Source organism: Nocardia sp. FBN12, from assembly GCF_050320175.1.
Taxonomy (GTDB): domain Bacteria; phylum Actinomycetota; class Actinomycetes; order Mycobacteriales; family Mycobacteriaceae; genus Nocardia.
The window spans coordinates 3,027,289-3,042,102 of sequence record NZ_CP190048.1; the positions used below are offsets into that span (position 1 = coordinate 3,027,289).

The following is a 14,814-nucleotide window of genomic DNA, read 5'->3' on the forward strand; positions in this document are numbered from 1 at the left end:
GGCCTTCGGTGCCGAATCCTCGGGGGCCGATGGCCGCGGGGTTGCCGGCTGGATGGGCAGGTCGCGGGTTTCGTACTCGTCCCTCGCGACGTCGGGGGCACTCACGACAGGATCTCCTCTTGCACATCGTCGGTTTCGGGTTCGGGCATCGGCTCGGCCGGGGTGCCGGTGAGGGACAGGAACACGTCGTCGAGGGTCGGGCGCACGACGTTCGCGTCCAGGACGCAGACTCCGGCGTCGTCGAGGCGGCGCAGCGCTTCGACCATCGTGCGCGACCCGTTGCCGACCACCACCGACACTTCGTCGCTGCCCGGCTCGTGGATCGGTTCGCCGACGCCGACCTGCTGCAGGACCGAGACCGCGGACATCGGGCTCTGCCCGGCGGCGAGGGTGACGGTGAGCCGGTCACCGCCGATGGAGGTCTTGAGTTCGTCGGCCGAACCACGGGCGATGACCGTGCCCTTGTCGATGACGGTGATCCGGTCGGCGAGCAGGTCGGCCTCTTCGAGGTACTGGGTGGTGAGCAGGACGGTGGTGCCGTCGTCGACGAGATCACCGATCACCCCCCACATGTCGAGGCGCCCGCGCGGGTCGAGGCCCGTGGTCGGCTCGTCGAGCACCACCACCGGCGGTCGCGCCACCAGCGCACCGGCCAGGTCGAGGCGACGTGCCATGCCACCGGAGTAGGTGCCCGCCCGCCTGCCCGCCGCGTGGTCGAGGCCGAACGCGGTGAGCAGTTCCTCCACGCGCGCCACCGACTGCTTGCGGCCCATGCCGTACAGGCGCGCCACCATGCGCAGGTTCTCGTAGCCGGTCAGGTTCGCGTCGACCGCTGCGTACTGACCGGACAACCCGATCCTGGTGCGCGCGGTGGCCGGGTCGGCCAGCACATCGATGCCGGCGACCCGCACCGAGCCCGCGTCGGGCCGCAACAGCGTGGTGACGATCCGCACGGTCGTGGTCTTGCCCGCGCCGTTGGGCCCGAGCAGGCCGAGCACGGTGCCTGCCGGTATCTCCAGGTCGATCTCTTTCAGCACGCGTACCTTGCCGTAACTCTTGGCAAGGCCGCGCACTTCTACCGCGAGACTCACGGACGCATCTCCTTCTGGCCGCTGCCGCACACGGTGATCTCCGGGACGGCATCGAGGTGGCGATGCAGCACAGGGCCGATCGCCGCCAGCGATTCCGGGGTGGTCATCGCCGCGTGCCTGCAGGGCAGGTCGTGGTTGTGGATGTTGCCGGTGACGAACGGCTGCCAGGCTTCGGCAGACCGGTTCGGATCGGCGGCATTGATCTCGTCCGCCGCGGCGGTGAAGAACACGAGATCGCCGTCGAAGGAGCGCGGCCGGAACCGGTTGGCCATGACGGTGCCGTCGGCGTAGCCGGTGTAGAGGCGTTGCAGGTGGTCCACCGACAGCGCGGCGAACGGGCCCGCCTTGGCCCGCAGCAGATCCGCCGCTTCGTTCAGGTCGAGGTCGGCGGGCAACGGTGCGCCGTCGACCAGGTCGGCGCCGAACTCGCCGAGGATGTCGGCGACGCTGGGCATCGAGGTGTCGAGCCAGCGGTCGCCGAGCTGATAGCTGTCCATCATCGCGAGTAACGCGACATCTTCGCCCGCGTCCTGCAGCTGGACCGCGATCTCCTGGGCGATCAGGCCGCCGAGCGACCAGCCGAGCAGGTGATAGGGGCCGTGCGGCTGGATCGACTTGATATGGGCCACATAGTGTCCGGCGGCTTCGGGGATCGAGGTGAAGCCGTCGTCGCCGGACACGTGCGGCGCCTGCAGGCCGTACACCGGTCGCTGGGGGGCCAGGTGCGCGAGCAGTCCCGCGTAGCACCAGGCCAGACCGATCGCCGGGTGCACGCAGAACAGCGGGGTGTCGTGCGGGCTGGTGGACGGGCGGATGGCCAGCACCGGGCTGGTGGCCGCCTCGATCACCGCGTCCGGGTCGATGTCGTCGAGCTTGGCCGCGATGGCCGCGGGCGTGGCATCGCCGAACATCATCTGCACGGGCATGTCGTAGCCCTGCTCGCGCAGTGCCGCAACGACTTTGGTGGCCAGCAGGGAGTTGCCGCCGAGTTCGAAGAACCCGTCGTCCACGCCGACCCGTTCGACCCCGAGCACCTCGGTGAACACCGCGCACAGCGCCATCTCGGCGGCGGTCACCGGCGCGCGGTAGCCACCGGACGCGGTGAACACCGGCTCGGGCAGCCGGGCCCGATCGAGCTTGCCGACCGGACTCAGCGGGACCTCGTCGAGCAGCATGATCGCCTGCGGGACCATGTAATTCGGCACGTGCCCGGCGACGTGCTCGAGCAGTTCGGGCACGCTCGGCGCGGTTCCGTTGCGCGCCTTCACGTACGAGACCAGGGCGGTGACGCCGGCCTGCGTGGTGTGGCCGATGGTGAGCGCGAGCTCGACCTCGGCGTGCCGGGCGAACGCGACGTCGATCTCGCCGAGTTCGATCCGGAAACCGCGGACCTTCACCTGATGGTCGGTACGGCCGACGTACTCCACGTCCAGCGCCGACTTCGCGCCGTCCCGCCAGCGCACCAGGTCGCCCGTGCGATACATCCGTTCGCCCGGCGCGCCGTAGGGATCGGCCACGAACCGCTGGGCGGTGAGCCCCGGCCGGTTGAGGTAGCCGCGGGCCAGCGCCGAGCCTGCCAGCTGCAGTTCACCGGTGACACCGATGGGTGTCGGATGCAGTCGCCGGTCGAGCACGCTGGCCGCGACTCCACGGATCGGCCCGCCGATGGTGATCGTGCCCTGCGGGCTCATCGGCTGTGGCATCAGCGTGACAATGGTCGTCTCGGTGGGGCCGTACACGTTGTAGAAATTGCGGCCCGGCGCCCAGCGGGCGAGCAGTTCCGGCGGTAGCGCTTCACCGCCGGTGAGCACGTGGGCGAGGGAGTGCACACCGGTCGGGTCGACGGTGCCGAGCGCGGCGGTGGTGATGAACGCGTGGGTGATCCGTTCCCGGATGAACAGCTGTCGCAGGTCCTCGCCGCCGACCACGCCGGCCGGAGCGATCACCAGCGTCGCCGCGCCACCGAGCGCGAAGAGGATGTCGAGCATGGCGGCGTCGAAGCTCGGGGTCGCGAAGTGCAGCACCCGGCTACCCGGCCGCACGTCGAAGCGGTCGGCGGTCTCGCCGGCGAAGTTCGACAGGCCACCATGGGTGACGACGACGCCCTTCGGGGTGCCGGTGGAGCCCGACGTGTAGATCACGTACGCCGGATTGTGCAGGCGCAGTGGGCGGATCCGGTCCGCGTCGGTGATCGGCGAATCGTCGGTGCCGAGCACGGTGGCCCTGGTCTGCGGGTCGTCCAGGACCAGCCAGCGGGTGTCGGCGGGCAGCCGATCGCGGTGCTCGAGCAGCGTCAGACCCAGTGCCGCGGCGGAGTCGGTGAGCATGTGACTGATCCGCTGCGGCGGGTAGTTCGGGTCGACGGGCACGAACGCGGCACCGGCCTTGGCGACGGCCAGCATGGTCGCCACCGATTCCACCGAGCGCGGAACACCGAGGGCCACCAGACTTTCGGGCCCGATGCCCTGACCGATGAGGACGCGAGCGAGGCGGTTCGTCCAGCGATCGAGGGCGTCGTAGGTGACCACTGTGTCCCCGGCGCACAACGCGACCCCGTCACGGGAGCGGGCGACGGCGGCGCCGAACACCGCGGCCAAGGTGACCGGCGGTTCGGCGCGGGTGCCGTGCACCGGCGCCAGCGCCGTCCACTCGACCGCGTCGAGCAGCGCCAGGTCGCCCACCGCGGTATTCGGGTCGGCGGCCACAGCGGTGAGCAGCCGAACCAGGCGATCGCCGAGCCTGCGCGCGGTGACCTCGTCGAACAGGTCGGCCGCGTAGTTCACCGACAGACTGATACCGTCGCCGACCCGGTCGGCGGTCTGGGTTTCGGTGAAGGTGAACTGCAGGTCGAACTTGGCGATTCCGGCGTCGGCGTCGACGGCCTCGATCCGCAGGCCGGGCAGTTCCAGCATCCGCACCGGGGTGTTGCGGACCGACAGCATCACCTGGAACAGCGGGTGATGGGACTGGGAGCGCGCCGGGTTGACCACCTCGACGAGCCGTTCGAAGGGCAGGTCGGCATTGGCGAAGGCGTCGAGGTCGCTGTCGCGGACGGTCCGCAGCAGGTCGATGAACGCGCGCTCGTCGGCTACTTCGGTGCGCAGCACCAGGGTGTTGACGAACATGCCGATCATCGCGTCGAGCGCCGGATGTCCGCGGCCCGCACTGGCCGTGCCCACGGCGATGTCCCCGGTCCCGGTGACCCGGTGCAGCAGCACCGCGAGCGCCGCGTGCAGCACCATGAACATGCTGACGTTGTTCGCGGTGGCGATGCCGCGCAGCGCCCGGTGGGTGGCCGCGTCGACCGCGCAGTCGACGGTGCCGCCCTGATAGGAGGGCACCGGCGGACGCGCCCGGTCGGCGGGCACAGTGAGCAATTCGGGCAGCCCGTCGAGCGCGGACTGCCAGTGCTCGAGCTGCTTGCTGATCAGCGAGTCCGGATCGTCCTCGGTGCCGAGCAGTTCCTGCTGCCACAGGGTGTAGTCGGCGTACTGGACCGCCGGGATCTGTTCGCCGAACGGCTCACCGGTCTGGATGCCACGGTAGGCGGCGGCCACTTCGGCGGCGAGCGGCTCGAGCGACCAGCCGTCCATCGCGATGTGGTGCACGACCAGCACCAGCACATGCTCGGTCGACCGCGCGACGGCGAACTTGGCCTTGGCCGGTGCCGACTGCCCGGTCTGGTCGACGCTGATCAGCGCCGCCCGCATCGGCACCGCGGCCGACAGGTCGAACCCCGGGGTGGCGAAACGGGTTACGGCGGTGTCGACCTCGTGTGCGGCGGCCGTCGCGTGGAACAGCGTCACGGCGGCGATCGCCGGGTCGAGCACCATCTGCTCGGGCTCCCCCGCGGTTTCCGGGAACACCGTCCGCAGCGTCTCGTGTCGACGTTGCACCGTATGCAAAGCCGCGATGAGCGCATCGAGATCGATGGTGCCGTGCAGTCGCAACACGACGGGGATGTTGTAGGCCCCCGCCGACTGACCGTCGCCGTCGGCGCCCGCGTTGAACCGGTTGAGGAACCACAGCCGGCGCTGCGCCGCGGACAACGGGATCCGCTCCGGTCGCCGCTGGGGCACCAGATCCGGCCGGTCCTCGTCGCCGGACGGTCCGGATTCGATGAGCGCGGCGAGTTCGGCGACCGTCGGTGTCGCGAAGACCGTGCGCACCTCGAGGCGCACATTGCTGGCCGCGGCCAGGCGGGCCACCAACTGGGTGGCCAGCAGCGAGTTGCCGCCGATGTCGAAGAAGCTGTCGGTGGCGCAGACCTCGCTCGCCCCGACCAGATCCTCGAACACCCGCGCGACGGTCCGCTCGGCTTCGGTCTCCGGCGCCCGGCCCGCGGTGGCGGTGAATTCCGGTTCCGGCAACGCGGTGCGGTCGAGCTTGCCGACCGGCGTGAGTGGCACTCGATCGATCACGTTCAGCGACGCGGGCACCATGTGCCCGGCCAGCCGGGCCATCGCGTGCCGTTTCACCGCCGCGACCTCCGCCGGGTCGGTGCCCTCGTCGAGCTGGATCCAGGCGACGATCCGATCGTCACCCGCGATCCGCCGGACCTCGGTGTGGGCGAAGCGAACCTCGGGATGACTGCCGAGGACGGCGCTGATCTCGCCGAGTTCGATCCGGAACCCGCGCACCTTGACCTGGTGGTCGCTGCGGCCGAGGTAGTCGATCTCCCCGCCAGCGGTCCAGCGCACGACGTCGCCGGTGCGATACATCCGGCTGCCCGCGGGGCCGAACGGGTCGGCGATGAATCGTCCCGCGGTCAGACCGTAGCGCTCGTGATAGCCCTGCGCGATGCCCGCGCCACCGATGTAGAGCTCGCCCGGTACGCCGGTGACGACCGGCCGCAGCCGCTCGTCGAGCACCAGCGCCCGTGAACCGCGAACCGGCGTTCCGATGGCCACCGGGGCACCCACGCGCAGCTCCGACATCGCGGCGATGACGGTGAACTCGGTGGGCCCGTAGGCGTTCACGAACCGCCGGCCCGGCGCCCAGTTCGCCACCAGGTCCGGTGGCACCGCCTCACCACCGGCCATCAGACCACGCAGCATCGGCAGCGGCCAGCGAGTGGCGTCGATCGAGCCGAGCACCGCGGGCGTCAGGAAGGTGTGGGTGATCTGCTCGTGTTCCAGCAGCGCGCCGAGTTCGTCGCCGCCGTAGATGTCGATCGGGCCGATCACCATCTCGGCGCCCGAGTAGACGGCCAGGAGCATGTCGAGGACGGAGACGTCGAAACTGGGCGTGGAGAAGAAGAACGTCCGGGAGAACCGGTCGAGACCCATGCGTTCGCGCAGGTCGAGCGCGAGGCTGGTGAGACCGCCGTGCGTGACCGTCACACCCTTGGGCAGACCGGTGGAGCCGGACGTGTAGATCTGATAGGCCAGGTCGGCGGTGCGCACCGGACGGATGCGCTCGGCGTCGGTGATCCGCGAGCCCTCGTAGTCTGCCAGCTCGACGTTCAGCTCGTCGCCGTCCATCAGCAACCACTGGGTGTCGATCGGCCCCGCGGCTTCGCGCAAAGCGTCTGCGTCCGCGCGGGCGGTGAGGACCGCGCGGGCGCCGGAGTCGGTGAGCATATGCCGCACCCGGTCGGCCGGATAGCGCGGGTCGACCGGCACGAACGCGGCACCGCTCGCCGCGACGCCGAAGATGGCGAGGGCGCAGTCCAGGGAACGGGTAAGGCCGACGGCCACCCGGTCACCGGTCCCGATGCCACGGGCGATCAGTGCCCGGCCGAGCCGGTGCGCCCGGGTGGCGACCTCGGCGTAGTCGAGCTCGCCCACCGCACCGGCGACGCTGCCGTCGGCGAACCAGCGCAGCGCCGGTCGGTGCGGATACTGCGCCGCGGCACCCTCGAGGATGTCGGCCAGGATGACCGGCGTGACCGCGGCAGGCCCCTGTGCGGGCACCCGGTCGCGATGTTCGAACACCGTGAGCGGATCGATATCGCACACCAGTCGCTGTGGGTCGGCGGTCACCTGGCTGAGAATCTGCACGAACCGGTAGGCGAGCGTGTCGATGGTGGCGGCGTCGAACAGCTCGGTGGCGTAGACGAAGTCGAACCGCAGCCCGTTCTCGTCGGCGGGCGCCACCCGCAGTTCCAGATCGAATTTGGCCAGCTCGATATCGAGCTCTTCGGCGGACAGCCGCAGCCCGGGCAGTTCCAGTTCGGGTGTGCGCTCGTCCTGCATGCTGAGCGCGACCTGGAACAGCGGGTGCCGGTTGCTCGCCCTGCTCTCCCGGCCGAGCGCGTCGACAACCCGCTCGAACGGCACATCGGCGTGGGCGAGAGCCGCCAGCTCGGCGTCGCGGTCGGCGTGCAGCAATTCGGTGAAGCTGCGACCTGGGTCGACATCGGAGCGCAGGACCAGGGTGTTGACGAACATGCCGACGAGATCGTCGAGCTGGATGTCGGTGCGTCCGGCGACCGGGGTCCCGATCGGGATATCGCGTCCGCCGGTCACGCTGCGCAGCAGCACCGACAGCGCCGAGCGCACGACCATGAACAGGCTGACACCGGTGGCGCTCGCGAGCTCGTCCAGCGCCTGCTGCAGCGGTGCCGAGACCTGGCAGGTCACGGTGCCCGCTGTGCCGGTGGGTTCGACGGGGCGGGGCCGGTCGAACGGCAGCGGCAGCTCATCGGGCAGTTCGGACAGGGTTTCGCGCCAGAACGCGAGCTGGGTGGCGGTGATGCTGTCCGGATCGTCCTCGGTGCCGAGGACCGCCCGCTGCCACAGGCTGAAGTCGGCGTACTGCACCGGCAACGGCGCGCGTTCGGCTGCCACGCCGCCGGTCCGGGCGACGTACGCCAGTGCCAGGTCACGCGTCAGTGGCCCGAGCGACCAGCCGTCGGCGGCGATGTGGTGCACCACGACACCGAGCAGGTGTTCGCCGGATGCGGTGCGCAGCAACGACACTCGCAACGGCGTCTGCCGGGTGAGGTCGAATCCCGTGCGGGCCAGTGCGGTCAGTGTCGCGTGTGCCCGGTCCGGTGCGGTGTCGACGACCTCGATCGCCGGCATCGCCTGCGCGAGTGGCAGGATCACCTGCTGGGCGCCGGAGAGATCTTCGGGGAAGACCGTGCGCAGGACCTCGTGACGCTCCACCAGGTCGGCGAGCGCGCCGCGCAGCGCGGCGATGTCCAGATCTCCGCCGATTCGCAAGACGAATGCGATGTTGTAGGCGCTCGATTCGGGAGACAATCGGTTCAGGAACCACAGCCGTTGCTGCGGCAACGACAGTGGTATGCGTCCCGGGCGCGGGGTGTGTACCGCCAGCGCCACCCGTTGCGTCCGGGGCGCTTCCGTGATCAGCCGGGCGATGCCCGCCACGGTCGGCGCCTCGAAGATCTGCCGGACGGGCAGGTCCACCTCGAAGTCCGCGTGCAGCGCGGCGGCGAGCCGGGTGGCCAGCAGCGAGTTGCCGCCGATGTCGAAGAAGCTGTCCTCCGCCCCCGGAATCGGGCGGCCGAGGATCTCGGTGAACACCGCGGCCACCCGCATCTCGAGGTGCGTGCGCGGCGCGCGCGAACCGCCGGTGACCACGAATTCCGGTGCGGGCAGGGCCTTTCGGTCCAGTTTGCCCGCCGGGGTGACCGGCATCGCGTCGAGCACCGCAAGCGCGGCGGGCACCATGTAGCCGGGCAGCGTGGCGCGGGCGGTGTCGAGCACGGCGGCCGGGTCGATCGGGGCGTCGGCGGTGACATAGGAGGCGAGCCGCTGCTGCCCCTGCTCGTCGACATGGACGACAGTCAGCGCGGACCGCACGCCCGGGTGCTCGCGCAGCACATGATCGATTTCGCGCAGTTCGATGCGGAAACCACGGATCTTGATCTGGTCGTCGGCGCGGCCGAGGAAACGCAGGCGGCCCGTCATCTCGGCGACCACGAGATCGCCTGTGCGGTACATCCTTTCGCCCACCCGGCCGTGCGGGTTGGCGACGAACCGCTGCGCGGTGAGGGCCAGCTTGCCGAGGTACCCGCGGGCCAGACCAGGCCCCGAGACGTACAGCTCGCCCGGTGTCCCCGGCGGCACCGGGTTCATCCGGCCGTCGAGGACGAACAGCCGCATGCCGCGCACGGGCCCGCCGAGCGGCACCGGCGCCCCCGGCACCATGGCCGCGCTCGCGGTGACCGCGACGGTGGCCTCCGACGGCCCGTACATGTTGTGCATCCGGTATCTGGTGGCCCAGGCGTCGACCAGTTCGTCCGAGCACGCCTCGCCCCCGACGATGACCGTGTTGAGCACCGGGAAGTCACCCGCGGGCACCGTGGCCAGCGCGGCCGGGGTGATGAACGCGTGGGTGATGCGTTCCGAGCGCAGGAAACCGGCCAGCTCCGCACCGCCGTAGAGATCGGCAGGGGCGACGACGATCGTGGCGCCCGCGGCGAACCCGAGCAGCAGTTCGAGCACCGAGGCGTCGAAGCTGGGCGAGGAGAAGTGCATGGTGCGCGCGTGGTCGGTCACCTTGAACAGCTGGGTCTGTTCGCTGGCCAGCGAGGCGATGCCCGCATGGGTCACCACGACGGCCTTGGGAGTGCCGGTCGAGCCGGAGGTGTAGATGAGATACGCGGGCTGACCGGCTCGCATGGGATTGCGCCGGTCGGCGTCGGAGAGCGGAGTGGCCGACCGGATCGCGCAGTCGGCTTCGAAATCGGCCGTGCCGAAGACCATCCACTCCGGTGCCGACCGGTGCTTCCCGGTGGCAGTGGGCAGCGCGGCGAGGTGTTCGGGCAGGGTGAGCCCGAGCATGGCGCGGGAGTCACCGATCATGTGCGCGATGCGCTCGGCCGGGTAGGCGGGGTCGATGGGCACGTACGCGGCGCCGGTCTTGGCGACCGCCCAGATGGCGATGATCGACTCGAGACTGCGCGGCAGCGCGACCGCGACGACCGTTTCGGGCGCGGCACCGTGCGCGATGAGGCTGCGCGCCAACCGGTTCGAGCGTTCGTCGAGTTCCCGGTAGGTGGTGTCGAAGCCGAGGTAGCGCACCGCCACCGAGTCGGGCAGGTGCTGCGCGGTGTCGCTGAGCAGCCGGGCCAGGGTGCCCGCCGGTTCGGCCGGCGCACCGGCCACGGGTACCAGCCGGGCGATCTCGCGCCTGTCGAGCACCTCGAGGTCGCCGATCGCGGTGGCGGGTGCGGCGACGGCGGCGGCCAGCAGGGTGGTGAACCGCCGGGCCATGGCCTCCACCGTGGCGCGATCGAAAACGTCGGTGGCGAAACCGAATTCGGCGTGCAACGGTCCGTCGTCGTGGTTGTCGCGGACCTCGAGCTGCAGGTCGAACTTGGCGACGCCGATCTCGATCGGCACCAGTTCGGCGGTGACACCGGGCAATTCGACGCGCAGTTCGGGAGTGCGGTCGTAGGACAGCATCACCTGGAACAGCGGGTGCCGACTGGTCGAGCGATCGGGGTTGACCAGTTCCACGAGCCGTTCGAACGGCACATCGGGGTTGGCGAAAGCGTCGAGGTCGGTCTCCCGCACCAGATCGAGCATGCGGTCGAACCCGGCGGCGAGGTCGACGTCGGTGCGCAACACCAGGGTGTTGACGAACATGCCGACCAGCTCGTCGAGGGCCGGATCGGAGCGGCCCGCGATGGGCGTGCCGATGGTGACGTCGGTACTCGCGCACACCCGGGCCAGCAGGGTGGCCAGCGCCGCGTGCAGCACCATGAACATGCTCACCCCGCGACCGGTCGCGAGTTCGGCTGCCGCACGCCGGGTTTCGGCGTCGATGACGAATTCGACGGTGTCCCCACCGGTGCCACGCTGCGATGGCCGTGGTCGGTCGAGCGGCAGGTCGAGCTGATCGGGTAGCCCGGCCAGAGTGCCGCGCCAGTGCCCGAGCTGGCGCGCGATGGGCGCCTCGGGGTCGGTTTCCTCACCGAGCAGTTCTCGCTGCCACATCGCGAAATCGGCGTACTGCACCGGCAGGGCCGCCCACTGCGGTGCGGCACCGCCCGCGCGCGCCGACACCGCGACCATCAGGTCCCTGGCCAGCGGGGCGACCGACCAGCCGTCACCGCTGATGTGGTGCAGCACCACGAGCAGCAGGTGCTCGTCGGCGCCGACCCGGTACAGCGCGACCCGCAGTGGTGTCTCGGTCCTCAGATCGAAACCGCGCCCCGCCACCTGCGCGGCCAGCGCGGTGATCTCGGCGGCGGCCACGTCGATCGGCGCGAGTTCGGGTTCGATCCCGGCCGCCGGGTGGATGAGCTGGTACGGGCCGTCGGGGCCTTCCGGGAAACTGGTGCGCAGGCTCTCGTGGCGCTCGAGGACGTCGCGCAGGCCCGCGCGCAGCGCGTCGAGGTCGAGGTGCCCGGTGAGCCGCAGGGCCAGGGGCATGTTGTAGGCCGCGGCGTGTTCGGCGAACCGGTTGAGGATCCACAGCCGCTGCTGGGCCAGCGACAACGGCACCCGTTCGGGCCTGCGCGCGGGAACCAGTTTCGGCGTCGACGTTTCGGACCGGTGGGTGCTGATGTATCCGGCCAGCGCGGCGATCGTGGGCGACTCGAACATCTCCCTGATGGTCACGTTCGCGTCGAGGGTGGTGTTGATCCGTGCCACCGCGCGCGCGGCGATCAGGGAGTTGCCCCCGAGGTCGAAGAAGCTGTCCTCGACACCGATCGCGGTGCCGTCCAGGGCGAGCACCTCGGTGAAGATCTCCGCGAGCGCGCATTCCAGTTCGGTCTGCGGCGCGGCGGCGCCGGTGGTGACCCGCACGCCCACCTCCGGCGCGGGCAGCGCTTTACGGTCGACCTTGCCGTTGGCGCTCAACGGCAGTTCGTCGAGCACGACCAGCGCCGAGGGCACCATGTAGGACGGCAGGCCGCGGCGTAGCGCCGCGAGCAGGGCGGCGGGGTCGGGGGCCGAGGTGCCCGGCGCGGCGACCACGTAGGCGACGAGTTCGTCGTCGCCGGTGCGGCCGGTGCGGGCCACACAGACCGCGCGCGCGATGTCGTCCTGGGCGAGCAGCGCGGATTCGATCTCGCCCAGCTCGATGCGCAGCCCGCGGATCTTGACCTGGAAGTCGGTGCGGCCCAGGTACTCCAGCACACCACCGGCGATCTGCCAGCGCGCCAGGTCGCCGGTGCGGTACATCCGCTGCCCCGGGGTGAAGGGGCTGGCGACGAACCGGTCGGCGCTCAGGTCGGGGCGACCCAGGTAGCCGCGGGCCAGCTGGGCGCCTGCCAGGTACAGCTCGCCGACGACGCCGGGCGGCACCGGTCGCAGATGCGGGTCGAGCACGTAGGTCTGGGTGTTCCACACCGGCGAACCGATCGGCACCGTGGTGGCGTCGGCCGGGCACGGCCAGTAGGTGACGTCGACCGCGGCCTCGGTGGGCCCGTACAAATTGTGCAGTTCCGGTCCGCCGTCGGGCCCGTGCAGCGCGGCATGGAAATCGGCGACGGTGGCGCCGGGCAGCGCCTCACCACTGCAGAACACCCGGCGCAGTCCCGCCCCGCCGCGCACCCGCGGGTCGGTGACGAACAGCGACAGCATCGAGGGCACGAAATGCGCTGCGGTGATAGCCCTTTCGGTGATGATCCGGGCAAGGTACGCCGGGTCACGATGCCCTTCGGGAGCGGCGACCACCAGGCGCGCACCGACCTGCAACGCCCAGAAGAACTCCCACACCGACACGTCGAAGGTGGCCGGGGTCTTCTGCAGGACCGCGTCGGTGTGGTCAAGGGGGTATTCGGCCTGCATCCAGCGCAGCCGGTTCACGATCGCGGCATGGGTGACGCCGACGCCCTTGGGCTTACCGGTGGAGCCGGAGGTGAAGATGACGTAGGCGAGGTGATCGGGCCGCAGCGGCGCGCGCCGGTCGGCATCGGTGATCGGCGCGACGTCGTTCCCGCTGACGTCGAGGGTGTCCAGATCGATCCGGGCCGTGCCCACGGGCAGCCGGACGCCGTCGCGGTCCGCGGTGAGCACACACACCGGATGTGCCTGTGTCACTACCGCTTCCATGCGGTCGACGGGGTGTTCGGGGTCGATCGGCAGGTAGGCGGCACCGGTCGCGAGCACCGCGTAGATCCCGACGACCAGGTCGATGCTGCGGTGCAGGCACACGCCGACGGTGGTCTCCGGGCCCGCGCCGCGCGCGATGAGCTCGCGCGCGAGCTGGTTCACCCGGTCACCGAGTTCGGTGTAACCGAGTGTGTGGTCACCGAATTCGAGACCGATGGCGTGCGGGCTGCGGTGCACCTGATCCTCGAACAGCGAGACCAGTGTCGCGGCCTGCATCGGCATCTCGGTGGCGTTCCACTCCCGCAACACCCGCTCGTTCTCGGCCTCGGTGATCGCGGTGAGCGCGTAGGTGGGGGTGGTCGGCTCGGCGGCCAGGAAGCGCGCGAGGAAGTCGAGGTAGCGGGAGTGATGGGCGGCGTTCTCGGTCTCGCCGTAGAGCTTCGGGTTGGCTTCGAAGTCGAGCTGGATGCGGCCGCCGTCGCTGTTGTAGATGTTGATCGAGAGGTCTTCGACGGGTCCGGTGGCGAGAACGTGCAGCTGACCGGCGATGTCGTCGAACTTCAGCTCGTCGTGGAACAGCATGATGTTGACCATCGGCCCGAAGAAGCCGCGCGCGTCACGGGAGTACCCGCAGTCGCGACGGATGTCGTCGGAGCGGTAGCGCTGGTGCCGCAGGGCGCCGGTGATCTGCAGTTCGGTCTGGCGCACGACGTCGGCGACGGTGGTGTGCTCGTCGAAACGGACGCGCAGCGGCACGACGTTCGACACCACGCCCGCCGACCGGCGCAGCGCGACGGTGGTACGGGCCGAAACCGGCAGGCTCAGTACGACATCCGGGTCGCCGGTGACCGAACGGACGTAGGCGGCGAGCGCGGCGACGATCAGCGCGGAATTGGCCGAGCCGTGCGTGGCGATCGCGTCGGTGAGCAGGGTGTCGAGGTCGGTGTCGAGCACCGCGGTGGCGCGGTGGCGGCCCGCGTCGTGGCTGTCGCCCGCGGCGGTGACCGACGACAGGGTCATCGGTTCGCCCACTCCGGCGAGCTGTTCCGTCCAGTACTCGCGGTCGGCGCGGAACCGGCTGGACTCACGGTAGCGGGACTCGTCGGCGTAGAGGTCGACGAGCGCGGCGGCCCGGGAGACGGACGGTTCGCGCTGCTCGCCGACGGCGGTGTAGATCTCGGCGGTGCGGGCGAGGGCGTTCATCGCACCGTAACCGTCGATAACGATGTGGTGTCCGCGTTCGTACCAGAACCATTCCAGGTCACCGATCCGCAACACGACGTTGATGGTGAGCGGCTCGTGCTCCATGTCGATCGGAGTGCTGGCGTGCGTGTTCATCCAGGCCAGCGCGGCGGCCCGCGGGTCGGCTTCGCCGCGGAGGTCGATCCGGGCCCAGCCGGGCCGCCAGGTGGGGTCGACCCGCTGGTGGGGGACGCCGTCGATCTCGAGTAGGCGGACGTGTCCCACCTGGGATTCCGCGCCGTACCGCTCCACCGCGTAGAGCAACCGGCCGACGTCGAGATCGCCGTGCAGTTCGACGTAATGAGCGATGGTGAGTGGAATGTCGGGCCGAATCCGTTGCGCGTACCACAGTGCTGTCTGACCGGGCGAGAGGGCGAACGGTTGGCCCGGATCCTCGTCGGTGACGCTAGAGCTGACGTGGTCGGTGGCCAAAGAACTCATCAAGCACTCCGTTTCTGCCTTGTGTCACAACTCCCCGAGCAGCGCCCGGGCACACGACG

Annotated in this window: 2 protein-coding genes; both read right to left on the reverse strand. The window is 70.4% G+C overall.

Annotation, left to right across the window (positions count from 1 at the left end; all coding sequences use genetic code 11):
- Positions 1–101: 101 nt before the first annotated feature.
- Entirely contained in the window at positions 102–1,091 is a 990-nt protein-coding gene (locus ACQHI0_RS14690) for an ATP-binding cassette domain-containing protein (RefSeq protein WP_427908496.1), read from the reverse strand.
- Positions 1,088–14,755: an amino acid adenylation domain-containing protein gene (locus tag ACQHI0_RS14695; RefSeq protein WP_427908497.1), complete on the reverse strand. Its 13,668-nt coding sequence runs from the start codon at positions 14,753–14,755 to the stop codon at positions 1,088–1,090. The genes ACQHI0_RS14690 and ACQHI0_RS14695 overlap by 4 nt, the downstream gene beginning before the upstream one ends.
- Positions 14,756–14,814: the final 59 nt, after the last annotated feature.

Bases quoted from the DNA above. Each gene is read 5' to 3' on its own strand.
- ACQHI0_RS14695 (WP_427908497.1), bottom strand. From the start codon at position 14,755: ATGAGTTCTTTGGCCACCGACCACGTCAGCTCTAGCGTCACCGACGAG.